Source organism: Marinitoga aeolica (assembly GCF_029910535.1).
GTDB lineage: Bacteria > Thermotogota > Thermotogae > Petrotogales > Petrotogaceae > Marinitoga > Marinitoga aeolica.
Window position 1 is genome coordinate 2162506 of record NZ_CP069362.1, and the last position, 16518, is coordinate 2179023.

Annotated in this window: 19 protein-coding genes; 17 read left to right on the top strand and 2 right to left on the bottom strand. The window is 27.1% G+C overall.

The features are described 5' to 3' along the window. The first annotated feature begins 117 nt into the window (after positions 1-117). The 5 genes from JRV97_RS10215 (at position 118) to JRV97_RS10235 (ending at position 4935) form a co-directional block, all read left to right on the top strand. A complete protein-coding gene (locus tag JRV97_RS10215) occupies positions 118-1992 on the top strand; it encodes a ribonucleoside triphosphate reductase (RefSeq protein ID WP_280998563.1) in 1875 nt (624 codons plus the stop codon). A gap of 4 nt (positions 1993-1996) precedes the next feature. After that, complete coding sequence (locus JRV97_RS10220) at positions 1997-2638, top strand: anaerobic ribonucleoside-triphosphate reductase activating protein (RefSeq protein WP_280998565.1); 642 nt, start codon at positions 1997-1999, stop codon at positions 2636-2638. Between the two features lie 67 nt (positions 2639-2705). After that, a complete protein-coding gene (locus JRV97_RS10225) occupies positions 2706-3629 on the top strand; it encodes a diacylglycerol/lipid kinase family protein (protein ID WP_280998567.1) in 924 nt (307 codons plus the stop codon). A 1-nt stretch (position 3630) separates the two neighbouring features. Further along, complete coding sequence (locus tag JRV97_RS10230; protein ID WP_280998569.1) at positions 3631-4299, top strand: DUF554 domain-containing protein; 669 nt, start codon at positions 3631-3633, stop codon at positions 4297-4299. Between the two features lie 6 nt (positions 4300-4305). Next, positions 4306-4935 (top strand): N-glycosylase/DNA lyase, encoded by a 630-nt coding sequence (locus tag JRV97_RS10235; protein WP_407081595.1) that lies wholly within the window; start codon positions 4306-4308, stop codon positions 4933-4935. Positions 4936-4969: 34 nt separating this feature from the next. Here JRV97_RS10235 and JRV97_RS10240 read toward each other — a convergent pair whose 3' ends face one another. Together JRV97_RS10240 and JRV97_RS10245 are read right to left on the bottom strand one after the other, a co-directional pair. Further along, the gene (locus JRV97_RS10240; protein WP_280998572.1) at positions 4970-6067 is read right to left on the bottom strand and encodes an alanyl-tRNA editing protein; all 1098 of its coding nucleotides are present in this window, start codon (positions 6065-6067) and stop codon (positions 4970-4972) included. Between the two features lie 10 nt (positions 6068-6077). Further along, positions 6078-6773: a M48 family metallopeptidase gene (locus JRV97_RS10245; protein WP_280998574.1), complete on the bottom strand. Its 696-nt coding sequence runs from the start codon at positions 6771-6773 to the stop codon at positions 6078-6080. A 148-nt stretch (positions 6774-6921) separates the two neighbouring features. Between JRV97_RS10245 and JRV97_RS10250 the strand changes: the two genes are divergently transcribed. The 12 genes from JRV97_RS10250 to JRV97_RS10305 all read left to right on the top strand — a co-directional run bounded on the left by JRV97_RS10250 (position 6922) and on the right by JRV97_RS10305 (position 16492). Continuing rightward, entirely contained in the window at positions 6922-7665 is a 744-nt protein-coding gene (locus tag JRV97_RS10250; protein WP_280998576.1) for an ATP-binding cassette domain-containing protein, read from the top strand. Further along, positions 7662-8618, top strand: coding sequence for a SufB/SufD family protein (locus tag JRV97_RS10255; protein WP_280998578.1), 957 nt, complete (start codon positions 7662-7664; stop codon positions 8616-8618). The genes JRV97_RS10250 and JRV97_RS10255 overlap by 4 nt, the downstream gene beginning before the upstream one ends. 134 nt (positions 8619-8752) lie before the next feature. Continuing rightward, positions 8753-9352 carry a serine O-acetyltransferase EpsC gene (gene epsC / locus JRV97_RS10260; RefSeq protein WP_280998580.1) on the top strand — a complete coding sequence of 200 codons (600 nt, stop codon included), beginning with the start codon at positions 8753-8755 and terminating at the stop codon, positions 9350-9352. 79 nt (positions 9353-9431) lie between these two features. After that, positions 9432-10091, top strand: a complete 660-nt coding sequence (locus JRV97_RS10265) for an ABC transporter permease (RefSeq protein ID WP_280998582.1) — start codon at positions 9432-9434, stop codon at positions 10089-10091. Positions 10092-10103: 12 nt separating this feature from the next. Beyond that, positions 10104-11141: an ABC transporter ATP-binding protein gene (locus JRV97_RS10270; protein ID WP_280998584.1), complete on the top strand. Its 1038-nt coding sequence runs from the start codon at positions 10104-10106 to the stop codon at positions 11139-11141. Between the two features lies 1 nt (position 11142). Then, positions 11143-11790, top strand: coding sequence for an ABC transporter permease (locus JRV97_RS10275; RefSeq protein ID WP_280998586.1), 648 nt, complete (start codon positions 11143-11145; stop codon positions 11788-11790). A 12-nt stretch (positions 11791-11802) separates the two neighbouring features. Beyond that, positions 11803-12687 (top strand): ABC transporter substrate-binding protein, encoded by an 885-nt coding sequence (locus JRV97_RS10280; RefSeq protein ID WP_280998588.1) that lies wholly within the window; start codon positions 11803-11805, stop codon positions 12685-12687. 16 nt (positions 12688-12703) lie between these two features. Further along, positions 12704-13108 (top strand): hypothetical protein, encoded by a 405-nt coding sequence (locus JRV97_RS10285; RefSeq protein WP_280998590.1) that lies wholly within the window; start codon positions 12704-12706, stop codon positions 13106-13108. A 12-nt stretch (positions 13109-13120) separates the two neighbouring features. Beyond that, positions 13121-14128 carry a cytochrome b5 domain-containing protein gene (locus JRV97_RS10290; protein WP_280998592.1) on the top strand — a complete coding sequence of 336 codons (1008 nt, stop codon included), beginning with the start codon at positions 13121-13123 and terminating at the stop codon, positions 14126-14128. Positions 14129-14137: 9 nt separating this feature from the next. After that, complete coding sequence (locus JRV97_RS10295) at positions 14138-14920, top strand: SDR family NAD(P)-dependent oxidoreductase (protein WP_280998594.1); 783 nt, start codon at positions 14138-14140, stop codon at positions 14918-14920. 56 nt (positions 14921-14976) lie between these two features. Continuing rightward, positions 14977-15156, top strand: a complete 180-nt coding sequence (locus JRV97_RS10300) for an HTH domain-containing protein (RefSeq protein WP_280998596.1) — start codon at positions 14977-14979, stop codon at positions 15154-15156. A 58-nt stretch (positions 15157-15214) separates the two neighbouring features. Next, the gene (locus tag JRV97_RS10305) at positions 15215-16492 is read left to right on the top strand and encodes an NAD(P)/FAD-dependent oxidoreductase (RefSeq protein ID WP_280998599.1); all 1278 of its coding nucleotides are present in this window, start codon (positions 15215-15217) and stop codon (positions 16490-16492) included. Positions 16493-16518 lie beyond the last annotated feature (26 nt).

A 16518-nucleotide genomic window follows, 5' to 3' on the forward strand; every position in this document is an offset into this window, starting at 1 on the left:
GAATTGAATTTGAAAATTTTCTACCTAATTTATCCGATATACATATATATTGTGTTTTTTGATTTATTGTGATACAATATATCGTGTTATATTTAGAATTAATGGAGGAGGGGAAATATGAATTTAATTTATGATTACATCAATAATAGTGATTGGAAGGTTAGAGAAAATTCAAATATGCAATATTCACTTCAGGGATTAAACAATCATATACATCAGGAAATAACAAAACAATTCTGGCTAAATGAGGTGTATGACAAACATAATAAGAGCATAAGTGAATATCATAATAAAGGATTTATGCATATACATGATTTAGGTGCATTATCTGCATATTGTGTTGGTTGGGATTTAGAAGAGTTATTGAGAAAAGGGTTTAACGGAGTACCTGGAAAAGTAGCTTCAGGACCTGCACGACATTTTAGAACTGCATTAGGGCAAATAGTTAATTTTTTATATACCATGCAGGGAGAAGCAGCTGGAGCTGTTGCATTTTCGAACTTTGACACATTATTAGCACCGTTTATTAGACATGACAATTTAAATTATGATAAGGTAAAACAATCTCTTCAAGAATTTATTTTTAATATGAATGTTCCGACACGAGTTGGATTTCAATCACCATTTAGTAATATCACAATGGATTTAACTGTTCCTTCAACACATAAAAATAAAAGAGTTATTATAGGTGGGAAGGAAACAGAGGAAACATATAGTGAATTTCAAAAAGAGATGGATATTTTAAATAAAGCATTTATTGAAGTTATGTTAGAAGGCGATTATGATGGAAGACCATTTTCTTTCCCTATTCCAACATATAATATTACAAAAGATTTTAATTGGAACAATGAAGTTGCTACGATGGTTATAACTATGACAATGAAATATGGAACTCCATATTTTGCTAATTATATAAATTCAGATATGAACCCAGAAGACGCTAGAAGTATGTGTTGTAGATTAAAACTTGATAATAGGCAGGTTTTACAACATATGCAACAACTCTCATTTGGTTTTGTTAATGAAGATAAAAAAGAAAATGAAAAGACGGAAATCAAAAGACGCGGTGGTTTATTCGGTTCAAATCCTTTAACTGGATCAATAGGCGTTGTTACCATTAATATGCCAAGATTAATGTATTTATCAAAAGGCGATAAAAATAAATTTTATTCATTATTAGATGATGTTATGAATTTAGCAAAAGAAAGCCTTGAAATAAAAAGAATTTATGTAGAAGAATGGACGAAACAAGGATTATATCCATATACAAAAGTATATCTTGATAGTGTTTATAAACTAACGGGTCAATATTGGGCAAATCATTTTTCTACCATTGGTTTTGTAGGGATGCATGAAGGTTTATTGAATTTTGGTATAGAAAATGGAATTGTAAATCCTGAAGGAAAAAAGTTTGCAGAAGAAATTATGAATTATATGCTTGAAAAATTAAATGAGTTTAATAAAGAAACTGGTAATTTATATAATCTTGAAGCATCCCCAGCAGAAGGAACAACATATAGATTGGCTAAAATAGATAGAAATGAATTCGAAGATAGTATAAAACAATCTGGATCAAATGAAAGACCATATTATACTAATTCTGTACATCCTCCAGTAAATTATTTTGAAGATCCGTTTGATTTATTAGAACATCAAGAAGGATTGCAAAATAAATGGACAGGTGGAACGGTTGTTCATATTTTTGTGGGTGAAAAAATTACAGATGCTGAAGCTTTAAAAGAATTTATTAAATTTAGTTTTGAAAATTATTCTTTACCATATATGAGCATTACTCCAACATTTTCAATTTGTCCTGAACATGGATATATAGCTGGCGAACATTTTGAATGTCCATATTGTGGAGAAAAAACAGAAGTTTATTCAAGGGTGGTTGGTTATTATAGACCTGTTCAAAATTGGAATGATGGGAAACAGCAAGAATACATTGAAAGAATACAATTTAGAATTAATGATGAGGTTTTGAGGGGCTGATAATATGGTGCTAGCTGGAATAAGAACATTTAGTTTTGTGGATTATCCAAAAAGGATTTCAGCAGTAGTATATACTGGTGGATGCAATTTTAGATGTCAGTGGTGTCATAATTGGAAAATTGCATATTCTAATGAATATAATGTTATTTCCGAAGGAAAAATATTAAAAAAATTAAAAGATTTAAAGAAAAGGCTAAATGCTGTATGTGTTACTGGCGGTGAACCAACTATTCATAATGATTTGCCAGAATTTATTTCTAAAATTAAAGAAATGGGATATTTAATAAAATTAGATACTAATGGAACAAATCCTGATATGGTAAGTGAATTGATAGAAAATAAATTAATAGATTATGTAGCTATGGATATTAAAGCTAAGCCAGAAAATTATTATAAATTAATAAATATACCAAAAAAATATTGGGATAATATAAATAAAACTATAGAAATATTAAGAAATTCAAATGTTGATTATGAATTTAGAATGACCTATGTTTCTGGATTATCTACAGAGGAAGATGTGGAATTTTTTGAAAATATGTTATTAGAAAATGAAAAAGGATATATTACAATGGCAAATTCCACTGAAATTTTTGAAGTTAATTCGAAAGATGAAATAAGATTTAACAAACTTATATTAAGATGAATAGGCCGAAAGGCCTATTTTTTGTGGTAAAATATTAGTAAAACAAAATATTTTATGGAGGAATAAAATGAAAGAATATTTTTTAATTGTAAATCCACATTCTTCAGGTGCAAAAGCGATTAAATTATGGCCTAATATTAAAGAAACTCTGGAAAAAGAAGGCTTTAAATTCGAATATGAATTTACAAAAGGTAAAATGGATGCATATAATATCACTATAGATGCAATAAAAAAAGGATATAGAAAAATTATTGCTGTTGGTGGGGATGGAACTGCTAATGAAATAATAAATGGTATTTTCAATCAAAATTATGTTGATACAAAAGATATTGTTGTGGGTGTAATACCAACAGGAACAGGAAACGATTGGGGTAAAACTATTGGTATTCCAAATGATTATTTACAAGCGATTAATATAATAAATAAGGGTAATATATTTACACAAGATATTGGTAAAGTGTTGTATTATGAAAACAATGAAAAAAAAGAAAGATATTTTATAAATATAGCTGGGATGTTTTTTGATGCTGTTGTTACAAAAAATACTAACAAATCAAAAGACAAAAATAAAAGTGGAACATTTTCATATCTTTTAAACCTTTTAACGACATTATTCAAGTATAAATCTCAAAAAGCTGAAATAAATATTGATGGAAAAATAATAAAAGAAAAGATATTTACTATGGCTGTTGGAATTTGCAAGTATAGCGGTGGTGGAATGAAAATGCTACCTAATGCAATTCCAAATGATGGCTATTTTGATATTACTCTTGTAAAAGAAGTACCAAAATTCCAAGTAATAAGAAATATTAAAAAAATTTTTGATGGAACTTTTGTAAATTTAAAGTGGGTAAAACAATTTAAAGCTAAAAATGTAAAATTAACTTCAAAAGATAAAATATATTTAGAAGTAGATGGTGAAAATTTAGGATATTCGCCTTTTGAGTTTGAAATTTTAGAAAATGCATTAAATGTTTTTTGGGAGGGATAATATGGTACCTACTATTGTAAATGCTTTTGCAGTAATAATTGGAAGTCTATTGGGATTGTTAGCTAAAAAAGGAATACCAGAAAGGTTAAAAATAATATTATTCTATGCTGTTGGCTTAACTACTTTAGGGATAGGGATAAATATGTCTATGTCAGCTAATAATTTTTTAATAGTATTAGGCTCAATGGCTTTAGGAGGATTAATAGGCGAATTGCTTAATATAGAAGGATTTTTGAAAAGAATAGGAGATAATATGAAAGAAGGAGATTTCTCCACTGGATTTGTTATGTCATCTATATTATTTCTTGTGGGGCCATTGACAATTATAGGTTCTATTAATGCCGGATTAACTAATGATGGAACACTTATATATACCAAATCATTATTAGACGGAATATCTTCAACAGTTTTAGCGTCCATATATGGACTTGGAGTTATGGTTTCTGCTGGTTCTGTACTTGTAGTTCAAGGGAGTATTGTTTTATTAGCATCACAATTATCATTTTTAACAAATAAAATATATCTTAATGATTTAGTTGCAGTTGGTGGTATAATGGTATTAGGAATAGGGTTGAAGATATTAGACATAAAAGATACAAAAGTTGGAAATTTTTTACCAGCATTGTTTGTATCTCCAACTTTGGTTTGGATTGTATCCCTTTTTAAGTGAGGTGAAATAATGAAATTAATTAAAGATATTGAAGAGATATACGATGAGGCAAAACCCTTGGTAGAAAAAAGATGGCAAGAATTTGTTGAATTTGGAAAAAAAGGTAATGAATTAGAATTGTTTTCTGAATTATCTTTCTGTGTTTTAACTGCAAATTGGAGTGCGAAAGGTGGAATAAAGGCGCAGAAAGAAATTGGAGCAGAAGGTTTTTCAAAATTAGATATAGATGAATTGGAGTATTCTTTAAGAAAGGTTGGTCATAGATTTCCTAAAGCACGAGCACAATATATAGTGTCCAATAGATGGATTATAGGGACAATACGTCATCTTTTTGTTTTACCATATTATCAGATCAGAGAATTTTTAGTAAGGAATATTAAAGGGATAGGTTGGAAAGAAGCCAGTCATTTTTTAAGAAATGTTGGATATGGTGAAGTAGCTATTCTTGATAAACACATTATGAGATTAATGTTGGAAAACGAATTGATTGAATCTATACCAAAGGGTTGGACAAAAAATAGATATCTTGATTATGAAAAAAGATTAAAAAATGTTTTGGAAAGTCATTTTAATGAACCTATAGGGAAATTAGATCTTTACCTATGGTATCTGGTTAAAAAAAGTGTTGATAAATAAAGAAAGCCAGAGTAATTCTGGCTTTTTAATATATCTATAAATATTTTTTAATTTCTTCAATTGAAATATTTCCTATTATACTACCTCTATTTTCTCCTCCACCACCTTTAATCTCTGGATAATCTTTTTTAATGTTATTGATTAATTCTTTACAATTTACTTTCTTTGAAGAGATTTCAAATCTATTTTCTTTTTTTACAATATATATTGCCTCTTCCATTGGTAAAAATTTTGGTAAATAAGAAACAAAATCTTCGTATGAATCTAAATATATAAATTTAATTCCACTAATAATTTCTGCGCTATTAATAATATCTTTAGCTATTAATTCCGCATATTTTTCATTCAATTTTTCATATTTTGATTTATATTCTTTCATTTTATTTATAGTATCTTCTACTCTTTTTGGTGTATCTTCTATTTTTGAAGTCATTAAATTAGAAATAGTTTTTGTTATTTTTATTCTTTCACCATAATCTTTTAAAGCTCTATTTCCAGCTACAAAATAATATCTTATTAGATTACCTTTGATTTTTTCTCTATCTATTATTTTTATTAACCCAATTTCTCCAGTATTTTTTACATGAAATCCTCCACAAGGATTAATATCAAAATCTCCAATTTTTATTAATCTTACAGTTCCTTTAACCTTGCTGCTTAAAGGTTTTCTTAATTTATATTCATGTATCTTATCCACTGTAGTAAAAATTTCTTCTACATCAATACATTTTTGAATTATTTCATTTGAAATTCTTTCAACATCTTCTACAAATTTTTCGGATTTATAATCTAAATCAATAGTTGTATACTCTTCCCCTACTCTAAAACCTAATGTATCCATATCAGCAATTTGTTCAAAAAGTGCTGAGATAATATGTTGAGCAGTATGTTGTTGAGCAATATCTTTTCTTCTGCTTAAATCTATTTCGTATTCATATTCTCCAGGTTCTATTTCTTTATCAATTAAATGATAATACATTTCACCCTTGTATTCTACAAATAAAACATTGGCATCTCCAATTTTCCCCCTGTCTCCTAATTGCCCGCCTTTTCCATCTGGATAAAAAGGACTTTCTTTAGATATTGCATATACTTTCTTTTTATCTTTTATTATTTCAATAATTTCTATCATTTGACACCTCCTATAATATTAAATATTTGCCATTTTCTCTAAACCACTTTCTTGATTCTAAATAATCATCACAATATTTTGATACGTAATCCCAAAAACTTTTCTGATGATGTTTATGTAATATGTGAGCTAATTCATGAACTATTATATAATCTATTTTTCTCATAGGAGCCATTATTATTCTAAAATTAAAACTGAGATTATTTTTCCCAGAACAACTTCCCCAACGAGTTTTTTGATCTCTTATATATACCTTCCCATATTTTAAATTCATTATTTTAGAATAATATTCTAAACGTTCATTAATAATTTTTTTTGCTTCATTTTTATACCACTTTAAAATCATTTCTTTTTTCAATGAAATATTGTCAAAAAAGTCTTTTTTTAAGGAGATATATATAAAATCATTCTGAATACCTACTCCATAATTGCCTTCAATAGTTATTAATTTATAGTATTTACCAAGATAAAGGAATTTTTCACCATCTCTATACTCTTTTTCTTTAATAGGCTTAATATTGGTTAATTTCGATATAATCCATTTTCTTTTATCAAAAATAAATTTTTTTATTTCGTAATCTGAAAGAAATTTTGGTGCCCTAACAATTACGTTTCCGTTATTTTCTATGGTAATAGAAAGGCTTTTTCGCTTTGATTTTATTATATCGTATTTAATATCCATAATTTCGGTTCTTAAAATATTCATAAAACACCTCATCGGTATGTCTTTACTATAAGAAATTATAGCATATTAATCTTTTTTTTACAAAATCTTATATTAGAGAACTTTTGTAGGAATAATTTTTACATTTATTTGATAAAATAAAATTAGTTTTAGTTAGGGAGGAATTAATATGCTTGAATTGAAAAACATTAATTTTACAACGGGTTCGAGAAAAATATTGGAAGATATTACTTATACCTTTGAAAAAGGGAAAATATATGCTGTTTTGGGAAATAATGGTGTTGGGAAATCCACTTTGGCAAGAATAATAATGGGATTAGATGGATATAAAGGAAACCACGGTGGTAAAATATTTTTTGAAGGACAGGATATAACTGATACTAATATAACTGAAAGAGCAAAATTAGGTATAACTATGGCATGGCAGGAACCAGCAAGATTTGAAGGTTTAGGTGTAAAAGAATATTTAACTCTTGGAAAAAGAATAAAATTAAGTGAAAATGAACTGATAGAAATATTGAATTTAGTTGGATTAAATCCATTTTATTTACATAGAAAGGTTGATAAAACGCTTTCGGGTGGCGAAAGAAAAAGAATAGAATTAGCTTCTTTAATTATATTAAAACCTAAATTTGCAATTTTTGATGAACCGGATTCTGGAATAGATATGATGTCAAATATTATGATAGAAAGAATATTTAAAATGATAACTGCTAATGGTGGATCTGTTTTAAGCATAACTCATAGGGAAGAAATTGCAGAAATTGCTGATGAAGCATTTTTAATATGCTCTGGAAGAATTAAAGCTGAAGGCGATCCGAAAAAGGTTTCAGAAGTTTATAAAACTACTTGTGATAATTGTGCCCACATAAATGTTCCAATCGATTTTTTTGAAAATGAGGTGAAATTATGAATATAGAAAAAAATTATGCCAAAGAATTTGAAATGATAGAAAAAGCTTATGAACAAGCTGGTGGTGATGTAAGTAGTTTACTAAGTAAAGATATAGTTTCCCTCATCATAAGTGGAGATAAAGTGTTGGGTAAAAATACAGTTGAAGGTATTCATTTGAATGTTGAAACCTCTGAGGGTGTTGTAAATTATGAAATGATAATAGAAGATGGCGTGAAATTGGATAAACCAATACATTTATGCGTTGGTTTTTTAAGAAATCAAGGAGAACAATATATTAATGCAAAATATAAAATAGGGAATAATTGTGATATTAAATTTTTATCGCATTGTTCTTTCCCATTTGGAAAAATTCATCATAAAATGGATTCTGAAATGATAATAGGAGAAAATTCTGTTGTGTTTATGGAAGATGAACATTTTCATAACGAAAAAGATGGTATATTTTTAGAAACATCATATTACACAAAAGTTGGAAAAAATTCAGTTTTCGACAGCAGATTTAAATTAACTAAATCAAGAGCAGGTAAATTAAAAATAGATATGTTTGTAGATCTGGATGAGAGTTCTAAAGCATTGTTGGAATCTAAGGTTTGGGGAAAAAAAGATGATGAATTAGAAATAAGAGAAATAGTGAATCTTAATGGGGAATATTCTTCAGGTATTGCAAAAAGTTATATTTTTGCTCAGGATTCGACAAAAGCAGAGGTAGTAAATGAAGCATATGGAAATGCACCGTATTCAAAAGGTCATATTGAATGTACAGAAATAAGTAAAGGCTCAAATGTAAACATTAGTACAATACCTATTTTAAGAGTAAAAAATGATCTTTCAGAATTAACTCACGAAGCATCTGTAGGAAGGGTAAACCCTCAACAATTGGAAACATTAATGGCAAAAGGATTAGATGAAGATGAAGCAACAGAATTAATTATAAAAGGAATTTTAAAATAAAAATAGATATTATGGCGCAGTTAGTTTTAACTGCGCTTTTTTACATAAATTTAATTTAAATAAGATATTTTTTATCCAATTTATGTTATAATAAATATGATAATATTTATCGTAAATGAGGTGATTTTATAAATATGATAATAAAATTCTTTAAAGATTTTCTTTCAATATTTTTTGACCTTAATAGGGATTTAAATGAATATTTAAAAAAGGATCCAGCATCTAATAGAAAGTTAGGAATAATTCTATTTAATACCGCATTTCATGGTTTGGTATTATATAGAATATATCATTTTTTTCACAAATATAAAATATATCCAATTTCATATTTCTTATATATGTTAAGTAAAATATTATATTCAATGGATATTCATCCAGCTGCAAAACTTGATGCCGGTATTGTAATTGATCATGGAATTGGTGTAGTTATAGGTTCTACAACTACTGTTGGAAGTGGTACTTTAATATATCATCAAGTAACCTTAGGTGCAAAACATATTAAAAAAGGAAAAAGACATCCAGACATTGGTGAGAATGTAATTATTGGAGCAGGCGCTAAGGTTTTAGGAGATATAATAATAGGTGATAATTCAGTAATAGCTGCTAATTCGGTAGTTTTAAGAAATGTTCCTTCAAATTGCCTGGTTGCAGGGATTCCTGCAAAAATCAAAAGTTTTGAATATGATCAAAATCATATTTATGAAATAAACCATAATTATGATTTTTCTATTTAAACAAAAAATTTTAGTATAAATTTGTATTTATTATAATTTTTTGTTATAATTTTTATATATAGAAACCGTAGGTGAAAAGATGGATTATTTAGAATATTTATCATATAATTATGAAAAAATTATAAAAGAATTACTTAATCATTTACGTATAATTGGAACTGCATTACCTTTTGCAATTCTTATAGGGGTAGGAATAGGGCTTTTAATTTCTAAAAATAAAACTCTATCAAAGATAGTATTGTATATAGCTGGTATATTGATGACTATTCCGAGTCCAGCATTATTTGGTATAATGGTAATACTTCTTGCTCCTCTTCATATGGGTTTAGGTAAAACTCCTGCAATAATTGCTTTGATAATTTATTCTCTTCTTCCAATGATAAGAAATACTTTAGTTGCTATTCATTCTTTGGATAAAAGTATTGTAGAATCCGCTCGAGGAATGGGAATGACCGAATTACAAATCTTATTTAAAATAAAAATCCCTTTATCTATTCCTATAATTATGTCTGGAATAAGAAATTCAGTAGTGATGGGCGTAGGTGTAGCGACAATTGGTTATTATATAGCTGCAGGAGGATTAGGATATTTTATATTTGCTGGTTTAAGTCGCGGGAGATACGATATGATTATTACAGGAGTTATATTATTAGCAGTATTGGGAATTGGGTTAAATTATTTAATGTTAAAACTTGAAGAAATAATTACTCCTAGAGGTTTAAAATTAAAGAGTAAATGATGGAGGATATATATGTCTATAGAATTAAAAAATCTATCAAAAAAATATAATGATAAATATGCTGTGAAAAATCTCGATTTAAATATTGAAGATGGAAAAATCACTGTATTAATAGGCCCCTCAGGTTGTGGGAAAACTACAACATTAAAATTAATAAATAGACTAATTGAAAGAACGTCTGGTGATATATTATTTGATGGAATATCTATAGATAATATAGATAAAATTCAATTAAGAAGGAAAATAGGATATGTTATTCAAGAAATAGGTTTATTTCCACATTATAATGTTTTTGATAATATAGCAGTTGTTCCGAAATTGTTAGGATGGAATAAGAAAAAAATCAAAAATAGAGTAAAAGAGCTTATAAACTTAATAAATTTAAAATATGATGAAGTAATAAATAAATATCCAATGGAATTATCTGGTGGCCAAAGACAGAGAATTGGAGTAGCAAGGGCTTTAGCAGCGGATCCGAAAATATTATTAATGGATGAACCCTTTGGGGCTATAGACCCTATTAATAGAGAAGTTTTACAAGATGTTTTCCTGGAAATACAAAATAAATTAAAAAAAACTATTGTTTTTGTTACGCATGATATAAGAGAAGCAATTAAATTAGCTGATAAAATAGCAATATTTAATAATGGTGAATTAGTACAATATAACTCTACTTTAAACATAATAAAGAAACCAAAAAATGAGTTTGTTAAAGAATTATTAGGCAAAAATGCTGAATTAAATTTTTTAGAATTTGTTAAAGCAGAAAAAGTTATAGTAAATGATTATAAAATTATAAAATCATTTAATGAAATAAAGGTAGATAAAAAATCGTGTTATATCGTATTTAATGAGAAATATGAAGGGTTTTTAACAGAAAGTGATATTAAAAATAATAATTATTATTTGAGAAAAGAATATATCAACTATAATGATAGTGTTTTAGAAGGATTAAACATAATGTTTAAGAGAAATATACATTATTTACCAGTTTTGAGAGATGGAAGAGTTATTGGAATATTAAAATACGATTCAATATTGGAGGAATAATATGAATATTTTTTCATATATGGTGGATAATATTGATGTTGTTATTGAAAGGACATTGGAACATCTGATGATATTTTTCTTTTCTTGGACTTTATCTGTCATTGTTGGAGTTTTTATAGGTATATATATTACTAGAGAAAAAAGAAAAAAATACACCAATATTGCACTTTCAATAACTGGAGTTACTCAATCTGTTCCCAGCATTGCGGTAATTGCTTTAATATTTTTATTTATGGGAATTGGAAAAATAACTGCTATAACATCGTTATTTTTATATGGATTAGTTCCTATAATATTTAACACAACATCAGGAATAATTAATATTAGTCCAAAAATTATAGAAGTAGCAAAAGGTATGGGAATGGATGAAAAAGATATTTTATATAAGGTTGAAATTCCAATAGCATTACCAGCTATTTTTTCTGGAATAAGAAATTCTGCAATAATAAATATTGCAACTGCTACTGTAGCCTCTGTTATTGGAGGTGGGGGATTAGGAGTGATAATATTTACAGGGTTATCACATTATAATGGTCCTATAATATTTGCTGGTGTGTTGCCTGTTTCATTATTAGCAATATTAGTAGATACATTACTAGGAATATTAGAGAAAAAATTTGTTTCAAGAGGATTAATTACTGAAATTTAAGGGGGTATTTTTATGAAAAAATTTGGAGTTATTTTGTTGTTAGTTATCATGAGTTTTAATGTTTTTGCTGCTAAAACAATAGTTGTTGGGTCAAAAATGTTTACAGAAGGATATGTTATTGCAAATATGATATCTTTACTTTTAAAAGATGCAGGATTTAAGGTTGAAGAACAATTTGGGTTAACATCTTTTCCATTAAGGGCTGCTATAGAAAATGGACAGGTAGACATTTATTCTGAATATACTGGAACAGCATGGGCAGCTTATTTTAAACAAAAAAAGAATATATATGATCCATATGAATTATTCAATGAGGTTGCAAAACTTGATTATGAAAAAAATAAAATTGTTTGGATAAATATGATACCGTTTAATGATACATATGCTATGGCTGTTAGAAACGAATTTGCAGAAAAAAATAATATTAGAACTCTTTCAGATTTAGCAAAATTTGTGAATAATGGAAATAAGGTGATATTTGGAGTTAATCCTGAATTTTATGAAAGAGCGGATGGTTTTTTTGCAATGGCAAATGCTTATAATATGAATGTTCCTAAGAAATATGTGAAAACTATGGAAGCGGGTTTAACATATGAAGCAGTGTCAGCAGGGAAAATAGATGTAGCTATGGTATATTCAACTGATGCAAAATTATTAAAATATAATTTAACTGTATTAAAAGACGATAAAAGCTTTTTCCCGTTATATAATCCAGCTGTATTGGTTAGAGAAGAAGTTTTGAATAAATATCCTGAAATAAAAGAAATTTTGAAACCTTTGACTCTTTATTTAAATGAAAATATAATCATTAGACTTAACTATTTAGTTGATGTAAAAGGTATGGAACCAGAAATTGTTGCAAAAAATTATTTAAAGGGGTTAGGATTAATTAAATGATAATGGAGGAATTGAAGTGCAGGAAATAATTGAATTATTAGGTTGGATAAACGTATTTTTATTGGTGTTTAATCTTTCATTATTTATATCAAGAAGAATTTATAAGTATATTATTAAAGACAAAAAATCAAAAGTTGCAAAATATTTTGTTGTAATAATGAATATCTTAAAAAGATATCATAAATTATCTGGAATATTACTAATTATAACAGGTATTATTCATGGTTATTTAGCATTAAATGGAAATTTATATTTACATACTGGTGTGATATTGTGGTTAGGAATAATTTTAATGTTTTTAATGTATTGGTTGGGTAAGGTGCAAGTATTTAAAAAGATATGGGTTAAATGGCATAGATATTTAGGTTTTATATTAATTGTCTTATTATTAATTCATTTAATTAACCCATGGTTATTATAGGAGGGGAAAATTATGAAAAAAGTTTTTTTATTTGTCACTATATTTATTTTAGGTTTGTCTGTATTTGGTGAATATGTAAATATTTTAGATGTGAAATTTGAGGATTTTGGAACAAAATATAAAATAGTTCCATATAGTGAATTAGTAAAAAATAATGGTAAAGATGGTTCAGATGCATGGGTGGGTATAAATGGCTTAGTTTATGATCTCACATACTCTAAATTATGGAAAAACGGGGAACATAAAGGAAAACACAATGCAGGAATGGATTTAACATATGAAATAAAAGAATTATCTCCTCATGGGATTGGGAAATTAGAGAAATTTGATATTGTTGGAATTTTAGGTTTTACTTTAGATGATTTAAAAGAGTTTAATGGAAAAAATGGAAAAAAGTCATATGTAGCTGTAAATGGCATAATATATGATATGTCCCATTCTAAATTATGGAAAAATGGAGAACATAAAGGAAGGCATAATGCAGGAATGGATTTAACATATGAAATAACTAAATTATCACCACATGGTTTGAAAAAATTAGATAATGTTTATCCAATAGGTGTTTTGATTCTGGATTTGAATGATTTAAAAAAATTTAATGGTAAAGACGGAAACAAAGCATATGTAGCTGTAAATGGAATAGTATATGATATGTCTCATTCTAAGTTATGGAAAAATGGAGAACATAAAGGAAGACATAGTGCAGGAATGGATTTAACATACGAAATAACAAAATTATCTCCTCATGGATTAAAGAAATTAGATAATGTTTTTAAAGTGGGATATTTAGTTTTAAATGAAAAAGAATTATCTATTTATAATGGAAAGAATGGTAATAAGGCATATGTAGCAGTAAATGGTGTAATATATGATATGTCCCATTCTGACTTATGGAAAAATGGAGAACATAAAGGGAGGCATGAAGCTGGCAAAGATTTAACGTATGAAATAACAAAATTATCACCACATGGATTGGGAAAATTAAATAACGTATATAAAATTGGATTTTTATTGAAATAGGAGGACTATATGGAAAAATATACATTAATAACTGGTGCATCTAGTGGAATAGGATTAGAATTAGCAAAAATATTTGCAAAAAACAAGCATAATTTAGTGTTGATTGCTAGAAGTTATGATAAATTACAAAGAATAAAAGATGATTTAGAAAAAAAGTATAATATAAAAGTTATTATAATAAAAAAAGATTTATCTAATCCAAATTCACCAAAAGAACTATACAATGAAATTAAGCAAAAAAATATATTTATAAATATTTTAGTAAATAACGCTGGATATGCTACTTTTGGAAAATTTTATGATTTAGATATAGAAAAAGAATTAAATATGATTCAATTAAATGTTGTTACATTAGTTCATTTAACAAAACTATTTTTAGATGATATGATAAAATATAATGAAGGAAAAATATTAAATGTTGCATCAACCGCTGCATTTCAACCAGGACCATTAATGGCTAATTATTATGCTTCAAAAGCATATGTACTAAATTTTAGTGAAGCATTAAATGAAGAATTAAAAGACAAAAATATTTCTGTTAGCGCATTATGTCCAGGTGCAACATCGACGGGTTTTGTAAAAAGAGCGAATATGGAAAAATCAAAATTATTCCAGGCTTTAAAACCAATGCGTCCACAAAAAGTAGCGGAAATTGCATATAACGGTTTAATGAATAAAAAACAAGTTATTATTCCAGGTTTTAGAAATAAATTTTTAGCATTCTCAATTAGATTTACACCTCGAAAAATAGTTCCCAAGATGGTTATGAATCTTCAAAAAGAGATGAATTAAAATTTGACAAAATATAAAAAATATAATATAATAAAATTTGTTGAGGAGGGGATAAAATGGACTCAATCGAATTAGTTGTTAAAGTTTTATCTGAATCTAAAGAACCTTTAAAAGCTGGAGAGATTGCGGAAAAAGCTGGGATTGATAAAAAAGAAGTAGATAAGGCTATAAAAAAATTAAAGAAAGAGGAGAAAATTGAATCTCCCAAAAGATGTTACTATACTATAAAGAGATAATACTAACTGAAACCTACGGGTTTCAGTTTTTTTATTTTTTTGAAAGGAGTTGAAGGCTGTGAAAATCGCTATTATAGGGTTTGGTGCTGCTGCAGTTGGTTTTTTGAAAGAAATTGATACTTCTAAACATGAGGTAACTGTCTACGAAATGAATAGAGATATTTTTTCTTCTTCAATTAGTGGTATCAGGGCAGATGGAAAACTATTTGTTTCATCTGAAATGGGTGGTGATTTGGAAGAGATACTATTTGATAAACAACTACAGAAAGAAATTGTGGATTATTATTCAGAATTATCGGAAACAGAGCCCGAGATAGGTACAAGAGAAAATCTTGAAGAATTACAAAAAAAGTTTTTTATTAATGGATTTAAATTAGTAGAATCAGAATTTTTCCATATAGGAACAGATAAACTAAAAATATTCTTAAAAAATGCACATGAAGAATTTGTTAGAAAGGGTGTTAATTTTAAATTTAATTCATTAGTTAAAGATATAGAAATTAATGAAAAAGTAATTGTTAAATATATAGACAGAGAAACAAGGAATGAAATAAAAGAAGCATTTGATAAGGTTTATGTTGCTGTAGGAAGGAGTGGATTTAAATTAATAGATACTTTAACAAAAAAGTATCCTGATATTATATTATCCAATACTAAAGTTGATTTGGGAGTTAGATTTGAATTACCTGATATTGTAGTTAAAGAATTAAATGAGGCATTATATGAATTTAAAGTAAAATTTAAATCTTCAAATGGTCAATTAGTAAGAACTTTTTGTAATAACCCCTCAGGATATGTTGTTACAGAAAAGTATTCGGATTTTATTACAGTAAATGGTCATGCTATTCACGACCAAAAATCTACAAATACTAATTTTGCAATTTTAGTGACTCATTCATTTACTAAACCATTTAATGATCCAAATGGTTATGGATCATACATTGCAAAATTATCCAATATCTTAGCTGGCGGGAATAAGGTTATACTTCAGACATATGGAGATTTTAAAAAAGGTAAAAGAACAAAAAAGTTATGGAAAGTATTCCCGACCTTAAGTCAGGAAGAATATGTTTTAGGTGATCTGAACTTGGTTTTTCCAAGTAAAACATCTATATCATTAATAGAATTTATAGATAATTTAAATAATATTATTCCTGGAATAGCAGATGAAGAAAATCTTTTATATGGAGTAGAAGTTAAATTTTATGGTAAAAAATTAGATAACAATTTATTTGAAAATTTAAAATTTATTGGAGATTGTTCAGGACAAACAAGAAGTATAGTACATGCTACAGCCCATGGAATTATTGAAGCGCGAAAATTAATAGAAAGTTAAATTTATTCATGATATATTTTAAATAA

Excerpts from the sequence above, each read along its gene's own strand:
- JRV97_RS10215 (WP_280998563.1), top strand. The coding sequence starts at position 118 with ATGAATTTAATTTATGATTACATCAATAATAGTGATTGGAAGGTTAGA.
- JRV97_RS10220 (WP_280998565.1), top strand. The coding sequence starts at position 1,997 with ATGGTGCTAGCTGGAATAAGAACATTTAGTTTTGTGGATTATCCAAAA.
- JRV97_RS10225 (WP_280998567.1), top strand. The coding sequence starts at position 2,706 with ATGAAAGAATATTTTTTAATTGTAAATCCACATTCTTCAGGTGCAAAA.
- JRV97_RS10230 (WP_280998569.1), top strand. The coding sequence starts at position 3,631 with ATGGTACCTACTATTGTAAATGCTTTTGCAGTAATAATTGGAAGTCTA.
- JRV97_RS10240 (WP_280998572.1), bottom strand. The coding sequence starts at position 6,067 with ATGATAGAAATTATTGAAATAATAAAAGATAAAAAGAAAGTATATGCA.
- JRV97_RS10245 (WP_280998574.1), bottom strand. The coding sequence starts at position 6,773 with ATGAATATTTTAAGAACCGAAATTATGGATATTAAATACGATATAATA.
- JRV97_RS10250 (WP_280998576.1), top strand. The coding sequence starts at position 6,922 with ATGCTTGAATTGAAAAACATTAATTTTACAACGGGTTCGAGAAAAATA.
- JRV97_RS10255 (WP_280998578.1), top strand. The coding sequence starts at position 7,662 with ATGAATATAGAAAAAAATTATGCCAAAGAATTTGAAATGATAGAAAAA.
- epsC (WP_280998580.1), top strand. The coding sequence starts at position 8,753 with ATGATAATAAAATTCTTTAAAGATTTTCTTTCAATATTTTTTGACCTT.
- JRV97_RS10265 (WP_280998582.1), top strand. The coding sequence starts at position 9,432 with ATGGATTATTTAGAATATTTATCATATAATTATGAAAAAATTATAAAA.
- JRV97_RS10270 (WP_280998584.1), top strand. The coding sequence starts at position 10,104 with ATGTCTATAGAATTAAAAAATCTATCAAAAAAATATAATGATAAATAT.
- JRV97_RS10275 (WP_280998586.1), top strand. The coding sequence starts at position 11,143 with ATGAATATTTTTTCATATATGGTGGATAATATTGATGTTGTTATTGAA.
- JRV97_RS10280 (WP_280998588.1), top strand. The coding sequence starts at position 11,803 with ATGAAAAAATTTGGAGTTATTTTGTTGTTAGTTATCATGAGTTTTAAT.
- JRV97_RS10290 (WP_280998592.1), top strand. The coding sequence starts at position 13,121 with ATGAAAAAAGTTTTTTTATTTGTCACTATATTTATTTTAGGTTTGTCT.
- JRV97_RS10295 (WP_280998594.1), top strand. The coding sequence starts at position 14,138 with ATGGAAAAATATACATTAATAACTGGTGCATCTAGTGGAATAGGATTA.
- JRV97_RS10300 (WP_280998596.1), top strand. The coding sequence starts at position 14,977 with ATGGACTCAATCGAATTAGTTGTTAAAGTTTTATCTGAATCTAAAGAA.